Below are 21,209 nucleotides of genomic sequence, written 5' to 3'. Positions count from 1 at the left end.
CAGGAATGAAAGGTTTATAGGTGACAAAATGTGAGGGAAATTCCAGTCCCATCCCCCTTTGTGGGAGGGGCTATAGGTCATGAACAAGCCGATCATAAACCTTAGATAGTCTATGTTCCATATGACTCCAACTGAACTGGGATTCCATGATCGTTCTGGCCTGCTGACTCATTTCAAGAAGCTTATCTCGATTAGAATGGAGGTATAAAAGGGCTTGGGCATAGTCTTCAGCCGTTGCCTGCCGCTTCTTAACGGCATATCCACATTCATACGTTTGAATAAATTTTTCCATATCCGTGCATTGATTGGTTAAAACAGGAACGCCGTTGTTTAAGTAGCTAAAGAATTTATTTGGCATAGCGAAGCGGTTGTTAAGTGAATGTTCAGCGTCTAAATCTACCCAGCCAATATCAACTTTTTTCATTAACGAAGGGATCGAATCGTAGTTTACCCAGCCAGTAAACTCCACTTTGTCTTTCAAGGAGAGAGGAAGGGAGGGCTCCTGACTTGTGTCTTTCCAGCCGCCAATGATTTTCGCTCGGCACTCAAACCATTGATTGCACAATTCTAGAATTTCTAAGAACTTATGGAAATTACCTCTCTGGTTACTGATGACGCCTTCATAGGCAACAAGCAGTTGTGATTTTGCCTCTTGGCTGGATTGAAAAGAAGGTGCCAGCGGGGGTGAATTATAAATTACCTCGACAGGAAGGGAGGGAGTGAGGTCAAGGTACCATGACTGAATAGATTCCGATACGGTTAGAACGAAGTCTACGTCCATCAACATCAACTCAAGCATTTGGTGTTTATTATTTAATAGATTTCTCGGCTGAGCCACTAAGGGATCAGGTTCTAATTCGTGGCTGTCATAAATCAATTTGCAACGCTGACCATTTGCAGTTAGAGCTCGTTTAATTCCAACGCCTGAGTAGAGGGAGTAAAATTCATGTGCATGATAGATATCTGCTTGCTGGACGATACCCAGCTGTGTCAGGGGATCGTTAAATCGCTTAGAGTTTCCTGTGCGAAGGTTATAAAGAAGACTCTTAATCTTTTTCTCCGGCTGGATTTGCTCATACGTAATGATGTGAATCCCTTCATAATTAAAGGATTGTGTTTGAAATGTATCACGAAAAACACGGCCATCAATGTCAAACAGATAGCCGTTTTTCCTGGGGACGATCATGGTTACCTCATAACCTTGCTTCGTTAGACTTCTAGCTTCCTTTTTGAAAATACGGGCATCTAAAAAGGGATGTTCCGTTACTAAAAAACAAACTTTTTTTTTCATGATTAGCCTCCACTTTAGTACAAACCACATGGGATTCCTTTTAATAACGTATTAACACCCCACATGGATTATTCATACAATTAAAAGATCTGTTGTTTTCAATAAGAATTGCGGATGTCGTTAACCATGACAGGTTGGGAGAGACCAAAAATGGAGTTGAATTTAAAAGGGAAAAAAGTGCTGGTAACTGGTGGCTCAAGAGGAATCGGCAAAGCGATTGCTGCTGCCTTTATCGAGGAAGGGGCGCAGGTTGGAGTAACAGCTAGAAGTCACAATGAACTCCTTCAAGCCAAACAGGAACTAGGCGTCGAAACGTACCAGAAGGATTTGCAAAGTTATCAACAACGGGAGCAGCTTATTCATGAATTTATTGACGATTTTAATACCATCGATATTCTTGTTAATAACGCAGGGGCGAGTCATGGAGATAGCATAGTCAACACGCCGCCAGATGTATTTGGAAAAGCCATGGAATTGAATTTCATTTGTGCTGTCCATTTAAGTCAGTTAGCAAGTAAGCAAATGTTCGACAATGGGCAAGGAACGATCATTAATGTAGCTTCGATTTATGGAAAAGAAGCAGGGGGAGTTCCTTCCTATAATGCTTCTAAAGCAGCGCTTATTAGTTTTACAAAATCCTTCAGTTCTGAAGCTATAAAAAATAACGTTCGGGTTGTAGGAATTGCTCCAGGAGCGGTTTATCATCCCAATAAAGAGTGGCAGCGCAGATTAGAACATGATCCAGATTTCCTTAATAAATACGGCAGGGATAAGATCCCGGCAGGAAGACTGGGTAAGCCGGAGGAAATTGGTGATGTTGCAGCTTTTTTGTCCTCCGATAAGGCTTCATGGATTGTAGGAACTACTATTTCAGTGGATGGCGGGCAGTCCCGCTTAAATTATTGATGATAAAGAAGAGGAGTGACAGATCGTGAAGCGACCGTCATTGATAAATAGCAATATTTTAATTGTTGGAGGAGCTGGATTTATTGGGAGTCATTTGGTCGACAAGATGCAGGAAGAAGGAGCGGCGCAGGTGATTATCGTTGACAGCCTTTTCGTTGGAAGAAAGGAGAATATAGAAGAGGCCCTGAGTAAGGGCGCAGTGCTTCATATAGATGACGCTGAGAATCAAGACGCTCTCAGCTATATCATAGATGTTTATGATATTAATATTGTTTTTAACTGTGCTACCAAGGCTTTGAATTACTCGTTCATGAATCCAGCTAATGCTTATATGACCAATGTGCTCGTATTAAAAAACTTATTAGAACTTCAACGCAAGAAAGCCTTCCAAACGTTATGTCATTTTTCTTCTTCAGAAGCGTATGGTTCAGCGCAATATCAGCCTATGGATGAGAAACATCCACTCGTCCCTACAACGACTTATGCAGCAGGAAAAGCTTCAGCAGATTTAATGCTGCAATCCTATGTGAAAATGTTCGATTTAGATGCTTTTATTGTAAGACCTTTTAATAATTATGGACCAAGGCAAAATTTTGAAGGAGCACTTGCTGGCGTCATTCCACTTACGATTAAGAAAATCTTTGAAGGAGAATCCCCTGAAATACATGGCTCAGGAAAGCAAACAAGAGATTTTATCTATGTAGAAGACACGGTCGATATTGTGTCTGAGGTGTTTATGAAGCTTGCGCCTGGTGATCTTGTAAATATTTCAACTGATCAACAATTATCGATTGAGCAAGTGGTAGAAACAATAAGTGATGTTATGAAATATAAAGGGAAAATCTTGAGAAAGTCGAATCGAAAGGCTGACGTTAATAGTCATAGAGGGGATGTAAGCAAATTACAGTCTATTGTAGGACAGTATCCGAAAACACCTTTTAAAGATGGAATTGCCAGGACTGTGAAGTGGGTGGAAATAAGCCGTTGACCAGAAATCCTCAAAAATTAAGCTTGACGAGAAAAAGGTTTGAGAGGAGTATATTATGAAAATCTTAACCGTAGTGGGAGCAAGGCCGCAATTTATCAAGGCATGCATGTTGTCTAAAACGTTACAATCTCATTCGAAAATAGAAGAAATCATTGTACACACAGGCCAACATTATGATGATAACATGTCGACCATATTTTTTGAGCAGCTGAATCTTCCGAAACCGGATTACAATTTACAGGTCGGTTCTAGTTCTCATGGGAAACAAACAGCCGCCATGTTGTCTGATCTCGAAAAGATAATGACGACTGTTCAGCCGGATGTGGTACTCGTCTACGGAGATACCAATTCTACTCTTGCTGGCAGCTTAACTGCGGCAAAACTCCATATTCCAGTAGCTCATGTCGAGGCAGGCCTTCGCAGTTTTAACAAAAAGATGCCCGAAGAGATTAATAGATTGATTACAGATCATCTCTCGGACTACTTGTTCTGTCCCTCTGATATCGCCGTTGACAATTTAAGATGTGAGGGGATTACAAAAGGAGTCTATCAGGTAGGAGATATTATGTATGAATCTGTTTCACACTTTAAACCACATGCACTACAGCAGTCTTCTCTCCTGGAGGATTTATCGCTTTCAGAACACAACTATCATTTAGCCACGATTCATCGAGCCGAAAATACGGATGACCCTGTTCGTTTAACCTCCATCCTTGAAGCTTTACAACAACTGGAAATGGAGGTGGTTCTCCCTCTGCACCCTAGAACAAGAAATAAAATAAATCAATTCAATTTAACCAGATTGATTTCGGCTCCATCTATTAAATTGATCGAACCGTTAAATTATCTTGATATGTTAGCGATTGCTTCCAAGGCGAGGATGATTTTAACAGATTCAGGTGGTTTGCAGAAAGAGGCCTACATGCTTCGAGTTCCTTGTATTACGCTTAGAGATGAAACAGAGTGGGGAGAAACGGTGAAGCATGGCTGGAATCACTTAGTTGGTTCATCCAAACAGCAAATTTTAAAGACTGCAGACACGATCCGAACCCCGAAGGAACAGCCAGCCCTTTTTGGAGATGGGAAAACTTCACACGCCATTATCGAAATTTTAACTAAGGTGATGGACGGGAAGTAGGCTGTGTACCAACAACTCATTCTACCCAAAGAGAAAGACCCTGGGCACTTTATAACTTATTATAAATGTCTATATACTTTTCCACGACTTTTTCAGCCATATGGTTCTTGATAACGTACATTCTCCCCTCGTAACCTGTATTCCTTCTTAGCCTTGGATTTCTAATTAGATCTCCTAAAACGGAACGAATTGTATCAGGGTTTGCATTGACAATGGGCAAACCAGCAGGATATTTATCGACGAGGTCTTCTCTTATATAGCAAATAACCGGTTTTCCTAAAGCCATCGCCTCAGAACTAACATAGCCATAAGCGCCAATCAGCAGCTGGTCGATCACAATATCTGCTTGCGCAAATAAATCTTTAGCCTCGTCATTGGATAAACCCTCCACTAATTTAAAGCGAAACGATAACCCGGAATGCTGTAACTCTTCGATGGCTTTAAGTAGGAAGTCTGTTCCTTTAATGTGTCGTGAAGTAGGGGCATGAACGATAAGGGGAGAAGGTTGGTTGACTTCTGGATATTTTGGTTTGAATTGGTGTACATCAATGGTATGAGGGATCACATGGGTATGTTTATATAAATTTGAAATATATCCTTCCAATTCAGGGTCCTGGACAATTGCATGATCGATATAGTTGGATAATGCGGCTATATTTTGATAGATTTTTTCTTCTGTCCATTCGGGCTTTACTTGAACATAAGGGTTATTTTTTCGGGCAGCTGAAAGAAGGCGAACGTCTGAACCGTGATGGTGGACGACCATCTTCTTTCCAGCACGCCGTAAGATTTCCAAGTCTCTTTTATCAGGGAAAAATGTTTCACCAAAATGAAAATGGAAGATGTCATACTTTGGGAGTGACTCCCGTAAGAACTTCTCGATTTTAGTTTCTCTTTCCTGTTTAGGATGTTGATTAAGCTGTAAACTTAGATCAGGTTGAAATTTAAAAGGGTGTTCATCAAAGTGGCAAGAGGTGGCCTGAACTCCTTTTGACCGTAATGCTTTACACAATTCGATCATGGGGGAGCCATAAGAAATATGCAGTACTCTCATAGTGATCTTTCCTTTCTTTTTGCCGAGGAGGGATGTTCGGCAATTTATCTTGCAAGAAGCTGCTGATAAACGTTTCGTAACCGATCTTCCATCCTCTCCCATGAGTACAGGCTTTCCATTACCTTGCGTCCATTGCGGCTCATCTGTTTCAAGGTGGTTTTGTTTTTACTAAGCTCCAGTAAAACATCTGCATAATCTTGAGCAGTTACGTTCGTTTTATCTATCACATACCCACACTGATGTTTGTTTATAAAAGCCTCCATATCATGGCATTTATTGACTAGAACAGGAATGCCATTGTTCAAATAACTAAAGAATTTATTCGGCATGGCATAATTGAAATTAAGCGAGTTTTCTACATTTTCCAAATCAACCCAGCCAATATCAATATCTTTCATATGCTTTGGAATATCAAGGTAATCAACCCAGCCGGTTAACGATAGGTTTCTCTGAAGGTGTTTCGGGATATCAAAGGGATTATCGTGCCGGCTCCCTCCCATAATCTTAAATTGGAAGTTTATCTTTTTTGAACATATCTCTGTGATAGCAGTCATCTTTTCCTTCATCCCTTTTTTATCATCGATGTTTCCTTCATAGCCAACCGTTAATCTATTAGAATTATATTCTTTAGGCTGATAGTTTTTCGCGAGCGGGGGTGAGTTATAGATCACTTCCACAGGCAGACTAGGTTTGTGAGACAGATACCATGATTTAATGGAATCTGAAACGGTAATCAAATAATCCACCTCATCAAGCATAATAAGAAGCTTCTCTTTCAACTTGTTTCTATGTTGCTCTGTGTACTTGGGGCTCAGAGGATCGGGGGTTAATTCATGGCTGTCATAAATTAACTTCACCTCTCTGCCTTTTCTTTTCTTCATCAATCGTTTTATACCTACTCCAGCAAAAAGAGAAAGGTACTCATGTGTATGGTAAATGTCTGCATTTTGCTGAATAGCAAGCTGTGTTAATTGATTGGTAAACCCCTGTCTTTCCCAAGCATTTTCATCACTCAACACTTTACTTAATTGATTTCTGCAAGTCTCCCAATTGTAAGTGACGATTCTTATTCCCTCATGGGTAAATACTTTGTTTCTAAAGCGGTTTGTAAATGGGGTCCCATCAATATCGAATAGATATCCATTCTTTTTCGGAACAATCATCGTTACATGGTATCCCTTTTTCTGTAGACTCTTAGCTTCCTTCCTGAAAATTCTCGCATCTAGAAACGGATGATAGGCCACAACCATGCAGATCCTTTTTGACACCATTACCCACCCCTTCTTGAGCAGCTTGCACCCACATTAGGCAATCCCTTACTTTTCTTTGCTACTTGGTTATCCCATTTAAATAACCCTTCCATCTTGTTAATGCTTCATTCATTTTTGGATCTTTTTCGATCGAATTCAGAGCATCCAGTAAATGAATGTGGCCGACATGATATCCCCATGATTCTGCGCTTCAACCCATACTTTTTCTAAGTTGAATCCTTTTTCAAGAAATGACATAGGGACATATCATTCATTACCTATTTTCTTACCAATGGCCTCTAACTGATCCTGTTTTATCACTTTAATATTATCAATCGATTCAGATGACATCCACTTCACCTCATTTTGAGACTAAGATTTTATTTTTTTAGCTGGAACACCTGCTGCCACAATATTATCTTCCGCATCTTTCGTGACTACAGCTCCCGCACCGATAATAGTATTGCTGCCTACTGTCACTCCTGGTAAAAGGGAAGCGTTGTTTCCGATTTTAGCTCCTTTTTTAATATGCGGACCTTTCAGGGAATAATCTTGAGCCCCCATGTACTTATCATTGGACATGGATACGCAAGGGCCAAGAAACACATTATCTTCAAGCGTCGTATCACCTGTAACATAAGCCAGTGTTTGAATGGTACAGGACTTTCCGATAGTCGTATTTAGTTCAACAATCGCAGCTCTCCCCACCACCGATTCCTCACCAACTCTGACATTCTCCCTAATACTTGCATGATCTCCAATAAATACATTTTTTCCAATGTGAGTACCTGAGTAGATGGAAGCGACGTGACCGATTCGGGTCCCGGACTCGATGATAAGCTGTGTGTACATCTTTGCAATTTTACGCATTCGCTGGTTGATGCTAGGTTGAATGCCAAGCACACAGTTGCCGCCGATGGTGACATGATCACCAACTCGGGTTCCTTTTAACAGAATGGTATTATGACCAATCACCACATGTTCTCCTATGATTACGTCTTCCTCAATGACTACGTTGTTGCCAAGCTGTACACTGTTAGGAATGTTAGACATCGTAAAAAACCTCCTTCTTATTTACAAAGTATTTCTTCTAACCGGTCCACGAGCTGTTTAGTACGTACTGTAAGCGAATGCTTTTGACGGATGAAATCGTATCCCTGATCAGCAATGGTCTCCCGTTCTGTTTCATTCGCTAGATAATAGGCTGCTTGTTCCTCAAAGTTGGTTTCATCGATAGGTACAAAATGGACCCATGGAATAAAGCCGAGGTCCTCTAATTCCTTAAAGGTAGGCGCAAGGAGCAGGGTCCTGCAGGCTAGCACTTCGAAATATTTTATGACTGGGTAATTTAAAATAGAGGGAGTTGTTAAAAAAATTTTTGCTCGGTTGATTTCCCGGGCATACGAATCTCCAATTAAATGCTGGCGTTCATCTTGTTTGTTGAAATGTCGATAGCCCGGATGGTCATGATACACGAACTCCTCATTTCCTTTATACGCCTCCACAATATCTCTCCTTAAAGGATAAAAGTTGTCGTTGACTGCTCCCATCATTAACAAGTTGATCTCTTTCTCTAATCCATAGTCCTTACATATTTCTGTATTAACAAAATGAGGGAACCATTCCATTTTATTTTTGAATTCTGGATAGGTCTCTGTAAATTTGTCTCGCACGATCGTAAACAGATAATCAATCTTATTTTTTGTTATAAAGTTTCGTCTAAGATTAGTCAGACGGTGAACGTCATTTACAAATAGCCCTGTTGGAATGTTGGTGGTAGAAAGCCCTTTAATCGTTGGAGCCATTTTTCTGTCCACATCATGCAGCAGTAGAATAAAGTCCGGACGTTTAGTTATTTGTTTCAAAATGTAGTCGATATGACCAGGCTTTCTCCATACGGTTAAGTTGACTGATTTAGCAAGTTCCTGTTCTAAATAGTAAAAGTTCTTGTGTAACATGGCTGATGTATCTTCTGCGATAAACAAGACATGTATCACGTACGTTATCTCCTCTCTTGTAAATAATCTAGCAGTTGATCAGGAGGACAAACGCCAAATTTATGTGTAACCGTTATGTCAGTCTATTTCGCTCGATAGCTGGCACATAGAATACATTAGTATTTATAAGAGTGAGGAGATTTTTTATGAAGGTCGGTGTAATTGGAACAGGGAATATGGGAGAAAATCATGTGCGAACTTATCTGTCGATGCATGATCATTGCCAGCTTGTCGGGATATACGACAACGATCATGAACGATGTCATCAAATGGCTGAAAAATACCAGGTTAAACCATTTCAATCTATGAATGACCTATTAAACTCAGTGGATGCCGTCAGCATTGCTGTGCCGACTGAATTTCATTATGGTATTGGGTTAACTTGTATTCAACACAATGTGCACATGCTAATGGAAAAACCGATTACAAGTACGATTAATCAGGCGGAAGATTTAGTTAACAAAGCCAGAAAAACAGGGGTTAAACTTCAGGTAGGGCACATAGAGCTGTTTAACCCACTCATTCAAGTTCTTAAAAAAGAAGTAGAAAGTCAGAACATCATAGCGATCGATTTTCACAGAATGAGTCCATACAATCAAAGGGTCAAAGATGTGGATGTGGTAAAAGACTTAATGATTCACGATCTGTATATTCTAAAGGAGCTTCTAGACGATAAAATAGTAGAATTCCATGCGTTGGGCAAAGTCATGGAAGACACCCCAAAGCATGCTGTAGTGATCACCGAATTTTCACGAGGGGTGACAGCACAGCTTACGGCAAGTTTCAAATCCAAACGTAAAGCAAGAACGATTCAAATTCTTACCGAGGATGCACTAATTGAAGCAGATCTTCTGAATAGGGAAATCAAAATCACTCGAATGATGAAAGAGAATACGAGTGAATGTTCTGTAACGATTACTGAACTTATACAAGTTGACGATACGATTCAGCCGCTAAGTGTTGAATTAATGGATTTTATAACCTGTATCCAGTCTGATAAAGAGCCGACGGTATCAGGGGAGGATGGGATGAAAACCCTGAGAATCACCAATAAAATTAGTGATGCTGTCAGCAGGAAGAAACCTTAATGCTGTAGCAAGTTGGTTGATTTGCTGTGAATAAACACGAACAATTTCATGATCACAGGAGTGTCCCTCAAGTGATTTACATTTTTGGGACACTCCTTTTTTGTTCATTCATTTTACATCTATATGTTGGGAACTGGGGTATTATTTAAAAAATTGTTGCTTGAGAATATGGCTGTTGATATTTTGCAACCAGCACGAAAACACCCTGGTTTTTGAAACCAGGGTGTTTCTAACTTCATATATTCCTGTTGGACTGTGTTCTTTTATACTGTTGCAAGTAAACGAACGAAATTGATCGCATCAACAGAAATATATAGCTTATTATTATCACCGTATCCACTATCTACCTCAATAACTAAAATTAAATCTTCAGTAACTGTTGAGAGAAGACCTTCAATTAAATTGTTATCGGTAGCTACTTCAACCCTTGTGCCAACATGAGTGGCGAGTTCAGCAGTAAAGGTTGCTTCAAACATTTATATCCCTCCCTTATAATTCACTGACTAGTTCAATTTTATCTATACGGACAAGTACTTGAGCGCCAGAAGCTTCCACTACTACGACATAGTCGCTTTCCACGACCAGTAGTGTGCCGGTAACAGTACCAAATGGAGTGGTAATTTCCACTTGTTCGTTTCGTAATCTTAGCAATACTTCTGTTAGTGTGTCAGGCGTTGTTGCAGGAGGTGTTGGAGTATCTGGTGATGCGTCTTCTCCTATATCCAAATTAAAATCAAAATCTAATCCCGGTAGGTCAAGTGAAAAATCAGGATCTCTGTCACCAGTCATGAGGCTTTGGGACAATTGATTCGCTAATCTTAATAGGTTAGCCTGACTTTCTGTTAGATTTGCCATTGTATTCATCCTTTCTATGATAGTTTCTATTTACCATATGTCTTCTTATATTCAATCGTACGGGCGTACACATAACTTACTAGATAATTCCGCACATCACCTATAAGATTATTAGTTTTTTCAATTTTGATAAAAGAAACGGTGTAAATATCTATTCTCCTGCCACAGGTGTCTATTCATTTCTTCACAGTGTGAATAGACATAATGTAGTCATTTTATTTTATAGGAGTGAGCGTTATGCCGTTTCCAGATGATAATCAGTTTTCGGCTGTTTCTCTTAACGGACAGCCGTATTTTGATAATAGCGGGGATGAATCCCCTACAGGGACAGATCTGGTAGGAAATTCATCGTTTCCTTCCTTTTATTATGCGTACGATGGAGTCAATGTGTATTTTCGGTTAAGGGTGAACGGTGAACCGAGAAATGCGGCCAGAACGGCTTTTGCTAATTTTGTGTGGGGAATATTATTTAATACGGATGGCGTATCCGGAACCTATGAATGGGTATTAGCTGTTAATGGGAAAACAGGACGATTGGAATTAATTCAAAACACTAGTAAACAGTTTAATACTTGGAATGATCAAGCTGAAGGAACAAATGGTCGAGGGTCGCCTAATTTTAGTCAGCCAATTATAAACTTCGATATTGCCAGAGTGAGTCCAGCAGGATCCAATATTAGTGGGAATGCGGATTTTTTTATAGATTTCTTCATTCCAGCCAGCACGTTATTTTCCTTTCTAAACATTACAGAAAATACACCGCTTCAGTTGATCTCCTTCACCTCTACGAATGCTAATAATTTCAACAAGGATTCGCTTCAAACAAATGAAGGATTTCAATTTATCAATGCTTTTTCCGAACCTGAGCCTGTAGTCGAAGCAAACGTAAGAGCTGAATTGGAAATAACTAAAACGTTAGTTTCAGGTTCTGGCACGGTTACAGCGGGAGAATCAGCCTCCTACACAGCCAGAATTACAGTCGCCAATCCTGGAAGAAGTCAAGCAACCACTGTTTTTGTCAGGGACCTCATAGGATTGGATATCCTATCTGACTTTACCCTTCAAAATGTTAGTTCGGGAAGTGCTTCGTTTGACTCATCCTCAAATACATTAAGCTGGAACGTTGGGAATGTGGCTCCTGGTAATTCCGTAACGTTGACATTTAGTGTGACGGGGTACTTCACTAGGGAAGGTTCAAGAACGCTGGAAACAGCTACGGTAAATGGCATCGACAGTTTTACAGGGAAACAGATCCAGCCTGCCTCCGCAAGTACTGACATTGTAGTTCGGGCGACTGGAGGAATTGTAGGATCGGTACTGGATGGTTCGAACGGACTTCCTTTGGGCGGGGTATCAGTGCAGCTGAAACAGGACGGTGAGGTAGTAGCTGTCGGGACTACAAGTGAGAATGGAGATTACAGTTTTACAGAGGTCCCCCCGGGTGATTATACAGTTGCGTTTATGGAAGAAGACTATATGACCACCAATCAACTAGTAAGCGTCATTCCAGGAGATATTACGCGATTGATTACCATATTAACCCCGTTACCAGGAGAGATTTCCGGTGTTGTCACAGATGAAATAGGGACTCCTGTTTCAAATGCTGCGCTTTTTTTAAGTAATACAGCTGGAACTCTGGTTGAGCAAACCATAACGAATGGAAATGGGCAGTACACTTTTTCAGATTTAGTCCCCGGTTCTTATAATCTGACTGCATCTGCCGAAGGGTTACAATCCGTAACGACCGGTGTGAATATCGCCCCCAATGAAACAGAAACTACGAACTTTTCCCTTCCATTAAACCCAGCATCAGTACAGGGGATCGTAACAGATGAAAACGGAAATCCTCTATCTGGTGTTATGGTTGAAGTATTAAATGAAATTGGTAATGTTATCGTCAGTACGACAACGGCCGGTACAGGGTTGTACTTTATTACCCAATTGGCACCCGGAACCTATCGAATCAGATTCAGTACGCCGGGGTTTGCAATTCAAATTATAGGAAGTACACTAGCGGCAGGTGAATCTGTAACCATTGATGCCGCACTTGCCGAAAGCCCAGGTGTATTGACCGGAAACGTAACAGCCGCTGGTACAGATGCTATTAATGGAGCGGGAGTAAGTGTTTTAAACAGTGAAGGCATAACTGTAGCAGCCACCATCACTGATGAGGCTGGAACATACTTTGTTGATTCTCTTCCCCCAGGAAATTATTCCGTAAGATTTACCGCAGATGGATTTGGAACAAAAATCATCGGCGCCATGATTCAATCTGACTCAACGACTATAGTTGATGCAGAATTAGCAAGAATATCAGGGACAATTACGGGGACTGTGTCAGACACAAATGGCACAGTACTTGCCGGTGCATTTGTTAAGGTGTTTTCAAACAATACGCTCGTTAGCTCAACAGTAACTGATGAGAATGGAATTTATACCATTGCAAACCTTCTTCCAGGCTCTTATACGTTAGTAGTCAGTGCCGATACTTTTGCGACAAATTCGGTAGGAGCTCTAATCGTGGCTGATGAAGTAACGGTAGTGGATGCTCAATTACAGCTCAACCCTGGAGGGATCGCAGGCACCGTTACAAGTGAGGAAGGAGCGGCAATCTCCAGTGCTACGGTAGTGGTTCGGGATCAGGGATCTACTGTCGTTTCAAGAACAGTAACCGATAATGGTGGCATGTATAACGTGACAGGATTATCGCCAGATAACTATACCATTACTGTAACAGCTGATAATTTCCAAACTGAAGTAACGGGAGTTAATGTGGGGGCAGATCAAACGGCTGTCATCGATTTTTCTCTTTTGTTAAATCCTGCTGCCATTATGGGTGTCATCTTTAATAGTGTCACGGGCCAACCGATCGTCGGTGCTGGGATAGAGATAAGAATAACAGATATAAATGGTTCAATTATAGCCGTGACCTTTACTGATCCAGACGGGAACTATGTTGTAAATAATTTAGCACCAGGAACTTATATTGTAGTTGTCATGGCATCTGACTTCCAAACTAATTCAGCGACAGTCAGCTTAAATCCGGGAGAGGTGGAGAATGTTCGCCTCGATTTAAGCCCATCCCCGGGATCGATTTCCGGGTCTATTTTTAATGATGTAACAGGCGAAGGGGTACCAGGGGCGATTGTCCGAGTGACCAATGCTAGTGGCCTAGTAGTGGATACTGTTATCACTGGCTCACAGGGTAATTATAATGTTACGGGGCTGGCGCCTGGAAATTATACAGTTACAGCCAGTGCTCAAGGATTGCAACAGGGCGTTATTGGGGCAGTTGTACAGCCCAATCTCACCACTCCTATTATCCTTCGTTTAAGTGAAAATCCGGGAGCCATTAGTGGAATCGTTAATCCGGCGATATTCGGAGCAAGTGTTCAATTATATACTTCCAATAATATTTTTATTGCTTCTACAACAGCTGACCCAACTGGTCAATTTCGTTTTAATTCACTGGCACCTGGTCAGTATATATTGACGGCAGCTGCGCTGAACTATCAGACTTCAACAATTGGAGCCACCGTTTTAGCCGACCAGATAACTGATGTTGCTATTCAATTAAACCCGAACCCGTCAATAATTAATGGAACCGTAACAAATGAGGCTGGAAACCCGTTGTCTAATGCCACAATAAAAATTTTTGATGCCAATGAAACTATTATTGGTATAGGAACAACGGATAACAATGGGGATTATTCAATTGGAAACCTGCCACCGGGTACGTACAGTGTAATTGTCACGGCCCCTAATTTTTCCTCGGTAACAAGCGGTGTTTCCCTGGAGGCAGGCCAAACGGTGAATGATCTAAACTTTCAACTTCTGCCCAACCCTGGTGGAATTAGCGGTCAGGTGTCGGATACAAATGGTCGCCCTATCTCAGGAAGCGTTGTGTTAATAAGAACTAGTGACGGGGCCTTTATTACATCTGTCGTGACGAGTCCGTTCGGAAATTACCTCGTTCGTGACTTAGCTCCAGGAAGTTACACAGTCGTTGCCAGTGCTGATAACTTCTCGACTGCGTCAGTTGGTGTTATTGTGGCCAGCGATGAAACCTCTGCAGCGGATCTTACCCTTTCCAGAACGGTAGGGGATATCGCGGGCAGCATAGTGGATGAAGACGGCAATTCGGTGACAGGAAATCATATTGAAGTTAAATTATTTAACGGTACAGGTATATTGCTTCAAACTTTTCTAGCGGAATCGGGCGGGACATTTTCGGTGTCAGATTTGGCACCGGGAAGGTATTTACTAAACGTGACTGCCCCAGGATTTACAGCGAATACAGTCCCGGTAGATGTTGTGGCTGCTGAGACGGTGAGCGTAACTATAAGATTAAGCCCAGCCCAAGCAACTCTTACAGGAAGTGTGCTTAGCGAAACAAACGGAGAAGGAATTAAAGGGGCATTTGTAACAGTCACGACCCCGGAAGGCATTTTCATTTCAAGGGAAGTGACTGGGGAGAATGGGCAATTTACAGTCGAGGGACTACCACCTAGGGTGTTGGTTGTCAGTACGTCTGCGGAGAATTTTGGATCTGATACAGCAACGGTTATGCTGGACCCTGAAGAAACCTCGATTGTAACATTGCGTCTATCTCCGAATCCAGGCTCTTTGACTGGGCTGGTTACAGACCTGCAGACAGGAAATGCAGTTTCTGGAAGTGTTGTGCTTATTTCGACTGAAACAGGGTCACAAGTCACGAATACGGTCTCAGACGGGTTCGGTCAATTTTTAGTGGAAGGTCTTAACCCTGGGAGTTATCGCGCGATAGTAAGTGCTGATGGATTTTCCACTCAAACAGCAAGTTTTACAATTAGGTCAGGAATCCAAACGGTATTAAGTTTTGCTCTCACCCCACAGCCTGGAACGATCCAGGGCACGATTATAAATCAACAAACTGGCCAACCAATTGGCGGCGCCACGATAGTGGCTCGTTTCTTATCTCCTTCTGGTCCGATCATTGCTACGACGTTATCAGATGCGCAAGGGATTTATGTCATCCCTAATTTGGCACCTAATGTCTACACCGTAATTGCGACCGCTGACTCTTTTGGGGCCGGTGAAGCTTCGGTAAATGTACCTGCTAATCAGACGGTTTCTACAGACCTGTTACTTTCAGAAAATCCTGCTGAGGTCGAAGGAACAGTGAGGTCAGCCTCCACGGGCTCCCCATTGCCTGATACCTTAGTTCGTCTATACAACGATGCTGGTGTTTTGCTTCAATCCGTTGAGACGGATGCAAATGGTTTCTATAGGATAACAGGAATTCGTTCAGGGCAATATCGTTTAGTCGCCGTTAACCCTGTGTTCCAACGGGGAGAATTATCGTTTACAGCTACACCAGATGAAGTAGTAGTCATGGATTTTACTTTGAACTCAGAACCTGGAAGGATAACTGGGAAAGTTACCGATGTTACTACAAATTCACCGTTAGTCGGAGCGCTCGTTCTTGTATTTGGAGCTTCTGAAATTGATCCGATTGCTCGAGCGGTTACAGATCACCTTGGCAACTTCCTAATAAGTGGATTGGCGCCGGGGACGTACACAGTGGCTGCATCGGCAACAGATTATGCACGCAATTCCCAGGGAAGCACAGTAGAATCCAACCAGGTTTCAACGACAAATATAGCTTTAGTTCCGAACCCGGCATTGATCAGTGGAAGAGTAACAGACTTTGATGGAAACCCTGTTACAACTGCTAATGTAAAAGTCATAAACACGAATAATGTAGTACTTGGAAGCGCGGCAACAGATGTGAATGGAATCTACCAAATTTCAAACTTGACGGCGGGAACTTTTTCTATACTCGTCACAGCCACTGGGTACGCTAATGTGATAGGCGGGATTACACTTACACGCGGGGAAGCAGTGAATGATGTGAACTTCATGCTAACACCAAATCCAGGGAGCATTAGCGGTCTGATTACTAGCCTGCAAGATAACGACCCGTTAGAAGGTGTCACCGTGAATGTGCTTAATGCAATTGGTACTACATTAAGGACTGTAGTGACTGATTCGGATGGTCAGTATGTGGTGACGGGGTTGTCAGAGGGTTCCTATACTGTAATAGCAGGAAAAGCAGGGTTTTCATCTAGTTCGGTCGGAGCGATAATCACCAGTGGCGAAGTTACCATAGCTAATTTAGGATTGAGTGCTTTGTTTGGAACAATTAGTGGAACTGTTGTGGATGAAGAAGGTAATTTGATAATCGGACAGAATATAGCCATCCGTCTAGTCGATGAAAATGGAGCTGTTTTACAAACCATTCTGGCAGATTCAAACGGGGCTTTCACTTTATCCTTCCTTCAGTCAGGACGATATGTACTCAATGTAACAGCGCAAGGCTTTCAGGCAGCTGTTGTTCCGGCTCTTGTAACAGCAGGTGAAGTGACCAATGCTACGGTTCAGCTTCAACGAGGTGTGGGAAGTGTTTCGGGCACTGTAGTCAACACCTCCACTAACATGGGGATCGAGGGTGCACTTGTTACGGCAAAGGACCTCAATGGAAACACTTTAGCTACTGAAACAACTGATCAAAGCGGAAATTTTGTGATCTCCAATCTTCCCCCGGGTACTTTGAATATTACAGCTTCTAGAATAGGTTTTGGTGGTGATTCCAAAGCAGTTATTATTGAAGCTGGAGAAGTATCTTTGACAACATTGTCGCCTACCGTAAATCCTGGAACGTTACAAGGGATGGTTGTGAACCAAAGAACCGGAAACCCGATTGCGGGGGCCACAGTTACAGTTACTGATTTCACCAGTGCTGTTGTCGCCACCGTGTTGACGGAATCAAGCGGGAACTACGCGTTGTTCACTTTATCCCCTGGATTGTATCAAGTGACAGCAGCGGCACCTAATTTTTCAACACAAATAGCTAGTGCGGATCTGGATCCTAACGAAATTGTTGTTGACGATTTCTTCCTGGAACCTGACCCAGGAAGGTTGTCCGGAGTTGTTTCGAATGGGATTACAGGAGAAGCTGTTGTCAACGCTCTGATCGAAGTTCGTACACTGGGCCCAGCAGGACCAGTCATTGCTACGGCGATTACAGATCAATCAGGAAATTATGTTGTAAACAGTCTTCCCCCAGGAATTTATACGGTTGTGGCAACCCGTGAAGGTTTTGGTACGGCGGAAGCAAGCGATGAGGTAAACAGTAATCAGACAACGCTTCAAGAATTAATCTTGTTTCCTGGTTCCTCAAATGTTCAGGGAAGAGTTACTTCTAGTGAAGGGGATCCTCTATCAGATACGTTGATTCGCTTAGTTAATGGTGTCGGCGCACCTGTTAAAGAAGTACAAACGGATATTGATGGATCTTACCTGATCAGTCAGTTTGATGCAGGCTCATATAGCATCATTGCCTTAAATCCAAATTATGAAAGTCAACTAAGAGAATTTACCGTTGATCCTGGTGAAACAGCTGTTGTTAATTTTGTTCTTGAAGGGAATCCTGGCACAATCGTTGGCAGGGTAACTAATGCTATCACAGGTGAAGCGCTTACTGGATCCGTAGTGATTGCATCAGAACATGAGGATCGACCGATTGCTACTGTGATCACTAATGAAACTGGGGATTATACCATTTTTGGTCTTGAACCAGGGACATATACAGTTCGCGCCTCCGCTCTTCGGTATGCAACTAGTGCTCAGCAAGTCATTGTTTTAGCTGGCAGCACAAGTGAGGCCAACTTCGCCCTGGAGAGGAACCCAGCGCAAATCTTTGGTACCGTTACAAATGAACAAGGTATCCCTTTAATAGATGCAGGTATTTCCGTGTTCGATGCTGATGGAAATATCGTCGGGAGAGGTTTAACAGGGCCAAATGGGAATTATGTCATTGGAAATTTACCATCTGGACCCAGAACTATTACAGTTACAGCTGCTGAACCAGGGTATATATCGGAAAGTATTACGACAACATTATCTCCTGGAGAAGAACAAAGGATCGATTTTGTATTAAGACGAAGTTTAGGAAACCTGGCCGGACTAGTGACGAACGGTTTAACGGGTGACCCTGTTCCAAATGCGACTATTGAAGTCAGGCAGTTTGGTCCAGCGGGTACTATCGTTTTTGAAACTACCACAGACGAAAATGGCCGCTATACGGTATCTGGATTAACTCCGAGTGTTTATACGGTTGTAGTTAGCAAAGAAGGATTTGGTGCAGCAGATGCAAGTCAACAAGTCGCAGGAGGAGAAACCACAATTCAGGATTTCATACTGTTCCCTACCCGGGCAGGTATTGAAGGTTCTGTAACCAGTGTTAATACAGGTGACCCTATTCCAAATACTGTGATCCAAGTTATTAATGCAGGCGGGACAGTAGTAGATACAGTCCAAACAGATGAAAGTGGTTTATACACTGTAGATAGTCTTGATCCCGGGACTTACCAAGTGGTTGCCTTTAATCCTGAATTCCAAAGTGAGTCAAGGGAGGTTACACTAAGTCCTGGTCTTATTCAGACAGTAGATTTTGTACTGGAAGGAAATCCAGGAACCCTTACCGGTACAGTGCTGGATGAAATAAGTGGAGATCCGATAGCTCAAGCGGATGTCGTGATTTATGATCTGTCCAATGAACCACTGTTATCCACAACTACAGACGTAAATGGAATATATGAAGTGAGTGGCCTGGCTCCTGGCTCATATACAGTTAAAGCAGCAGCTTTTGGATTTGCCGCAAGTACTCAAACCGCTTCGATTCGTTCGAATTTAACAACCACTGCGAATTTTCAGCTTGCTAGGAACCCAGCTCAAATCACTGGAATAGTGAGGACAGAAGAGGGAACGCCGATTAGAAATGCATCCATCACGGTTGTTTCCCAGGACGGACAGATTGCCTCGTTGGTTACGTCTATGGCGAGCGGTGATATTGTCGGAAGAGGTGTCACTGATCTCAACGGTGAGTATTTTATTGGGAATTTACCGGCTGGAACTTTCATAGTTGTAGCTTCAGCCCCTGGGTTTACAACCGAAACGAAGACGATCTCATTAGTCCCAGGTGAAAGGGAGACAATTGATTTTACCGTTGCATTTTTGCTTGGAAGTTTTGCAGGAACAGTAACGAATGCACAAACAGGAGAGCTGGTACCAAACGCACTTGTTCAAGTGAGGCAATTAAGTCCATCTGGGCCGATTGTTGCTTCTGTTGAAACGGATGCAGATGGGAGATACCTTGTTAGTGGTCTGCGCCCAGGGGTTTATACCATTATAGTGAGTGCGCCAGGGTTCGGATCGGAAGCGGCCAGTGCTCAGGCTGTAAGTAATGAAACAACTGAACAAAATTTTGCTTTGTTCCCTAATCCTGCTACAGCTCTCGGGCGAGTAGTGGCAAATGAAGACAGTGTACCAGTTCCAGATACTCTGATCCGAGTTATTGATGCAAATGGTGCCGTGATTGCCAGAACTACAACAGATGCGGAAGGGCGATATCGCATCCAAGGCTTGCGAGCTGGTTCGTACAGCATCACTGCCTTCAACCCTTCATTTGCGAATGAAGTGGAATCTTTTTCAGTTGAAGCAGGAGAAACTGTCACCATTAATTTCACCTTAACGGCTAACCCAGGCAGTATAAATGGTACAGTGACAGAGGAGGTAAATGGAAACCCGATTGCAGGAGCTGTTGTCGTCTTATTTGACCAGCAGACACGTCCTGTAGTCACGACAGTTACAGAAGTTGATGGAACCTATAATATTAGAGGAATCATCCCAGGAGATTATACAGTAAGGGCATCTGCTTTCGGCTTTGCGTCAGGATCACAAACTGTTACTATTGCAGCGAATTCAGAAGTGACCGTTGATTTTCAGCTGCCTCGTAATCCTGCTCGTCTTAACGGGCAAATTCTTAGTAATGAGGGGATTCCAATTTCAAATGGCTCTGTAACCGTATTTGATGAGCCTGGTAATATCATTGGTCGGGGAGTAACGGATGAAAATGGTTTCTATATAATAGGGAATCTGCCTTCAGGGACCTTTATGGCCACGGCTTCTGCCACGGGTTATTTACCCGAAACCAGCACTATTCTGTTAATACCTGGCGAAGAAGAAACGGCAAACTTTACTTTAGCAGTGATTAGCCAACCAGGTACGATTATTGGCAGGGTCATAAATGAAATTACTATGGAGCCTGTTTTTGAGGGAACCGTTACGTTGAAAACTACTCGGGGTCGTGTTATCGAAATCGTTACCACATCCAAACAAGGTGAATTTGTTTTTACCAATTTAGCTCCTGGGGAATTTATTTTGATAGCTTCTGCCTCTAATTACGTATCGAAAGCGACATCTGTTAATTTAGAAAGTGATGAGACAGTCAGGGTTACCATTCCGTTAGAACAAACACGGCAGCCTGAACCTTCACCCACGTTCCCTATCCTGTTAGATGAATTGCTGACAGAATTACAGAGTCTTTTTGATTGGATGGTGCGACCTTCTGGAAATGGAGGTACTAGTGAAACCCAGGGAAATCTGAATTTGTCAGGAATCATTAGCGTGAACCGGACGATAAACCGAGATATTCGGATTGAGAATTCAGAGGAAGTACGGATTAATGAGAGAAGAGAATGATACCTGTCCTGAAGTGAGCCGAAGAGTTCAAGGCTCACTTCAGGACACATTATAATGA

The 21,209-nt window shown here is 42.3% G+C and carries 12 protein-coding genes; 5 read left to right on the top strand and 7 right to left on the bottom strand.

What is annotated here, in order from left to right; translation table 11 throughout:
• Positions 1-70: 70 nt before the first annotated feature.
• Positions 71-1,291: a glycosyltransferase gene (locus B5354_RS07620; RefSeq protein ID WP_079527472.1), complete on the bottom strand. Its 1,221-nt coding sequence runs from the start codon at positions 1,289-1,291 to the stop codon at positions 71-73.
• Positions 1,292-1,441: 150 nt separating this feature from the next.
• Between B5354_RS07620 and B5354_RS07615 the strand changes: the two genes are divergently transcribed.
• From B5354_RS07615 to wecB, 3 genes are read left to right on the top strand one after another with little or no spacing between them, the layout of a single operon-like run.
• Positions 1,442-2,197 carry an SDR family NAD(P)-dependent oxidoreductase gene (locus tag B5354_RS07615; protein WP_079527470.1) on the top strand — a complete coding sequence of 252 codons (756 nt, stop codon included), beginning with the start codon at positions 1,442-1,444 and terminating at the stop codon, positions 2,195-2,197.
• 25 nt (positions 2,198-2,222) lie between these two features.
• The gene (locus B5354_RS07610) at positions 2,223-3,185 is read left to right on the top strand and encodes a dTDP-glucose 4,6-dehydratase (RefSeq protein WP_079527468.1); all 963 of its coding nucleotides are present in this window, start codon (positions 2,223-2,225) and stop codon (positions 3,183-3,185) included.
• Between the two features lie 55 nt (positions 3,186-3,240).
• Complete coding sequence (wecB, locus tag B5354_RS07605; RefSeq protein ID WP_079527466.1) at positions 3,241-4,323, top strand: non-hydrolyzing UDP-N-acetylglucosamine 2-epimerase; 1,083 nt, start codon at positions 3,241-3,243, stop codon at positions 4,321-4,323.
• Positions 4,324-4,372: 49 nt separating this feature from the next.
• Here the strand turns inward: wecB and B5354_RS07600 are convergent, their stop codons facing one another.
• From B5354_RS07600 to B5354_RS07585, 4 genes are all read right to left on the bottom strand, one after another.
• On the bottom strand, positions 4,373-5,377 hold the full coding sequence (locus B5354_RS07600) for a glycosyltransferase family 4 protein (protein ID WP_079527464.1): 1,005 nt from the start codon (positions 5,375-5,377) through the stop codon (positions 4,373-4,375).
• 44 nt (positions 5,378-5,421) lie between these two features.
• Positions 5,422-6,645, bottom strand: a complete 1,224-nt coding sequence (locus B5354_RS07595) for a glycosyltransferase (protein ID WP_245804739.1) — start codon at positions 6,643-6,645, stop codon at positions 5,422-5,424.
• A 354-nt stretch (positions 6,646-6,999) separates the two neighbouring features.
• Entirely contained in the window at positions 7,000-7,680 is a 681-nt protein-coding gene (locus B5354_RS07590) for an N-acetyltransferase (protein WP_079527460.1), read from the bottom strand.
• 17 nt (positions 7,681-7,697) lie between these two features.
• Complete coding sequence (locus B5354_RS07585) at positions 7,698-8,624, bottom strand: glycosyltransferase (RefSeq protein ID WP_079527458.1); 927 nt, start codon at positions 8,622-8,624, stop codon at positions 7,698-7,700.
• A gap of 146 nt (positions 8,625-8,770) precedes the next feature.
• Here B5354_RS07585 and B5354_RS07580 point away from each other — a divergent pair, with 146 nt between their 5' ends.
• Positions 8,771-9,712, top strand: coding sequence for a Gfo/Idh/MocA family protein (locus tag B5354_RS07580; protein WP_079527456.1), 942 nt, complete (start codon positions 8,771-8,773; stop codon positions 9,710-9,712).
• A gap of 263 nt (positions 9,713-9,975) precedes the next feature.
• Here B5354_RS07580 and B5354_RS07575 read toward each other — a convergent pair whose 3' ends face one another.
• On the bottom strand, positions 9,976-10,188 hold the full coding sequence (locus tag B5354_RS07575; protein WP_079527454.1) for a hypothetical protein: 213 nt from the start codon (positions 10,186-10,188) through the stop codon (positions 9,976-9,978).
• Between the two features lie 13 nt (positions 10,189-10,201).
• Complete coding sequence (locus B5354_RS07570; RefSeq protein WP_176142433.1) at positions 10,202-10,567, bottom strand: DUF2642 domain-containing protein; 366 nt, start codon at positions 10,565-10,567, stop codon at positions 10,202-10,204.
• A 237-nt stretch (positions 10,568-10,804) separates the two neighbouring features.
• Between B5354_RS07570 and B5354_RS20210 the strand changes: the two genes are divergently transcribed.
• A complete protein-coding gene (locus tag B5354_RS20210) occupies positions 10,805-21,151 on the top strand; it encodes a carboxypeptidase regulatory-like domain-containing protein (RefSeq protein ID WP_139377087.1) in 10,347 nt (3,448 codons plus the stop codon).
• Positions 21,152-21,209: the final 58 nt, after the last annotated feature.

The organism is Halobacillus hunanensis (assembly GCF_900166655.1).
Lineage (GTDB): Bacteria > Bacillota > Bacilli > Bacillales > Halobacillaceae > Halobacillus_A > Halobacillus_A hunanensis.
Note: the sequence above shows the minus strand (reverse complement) of the source record. Positions and strands in the feature narration are given on the sequence as shown.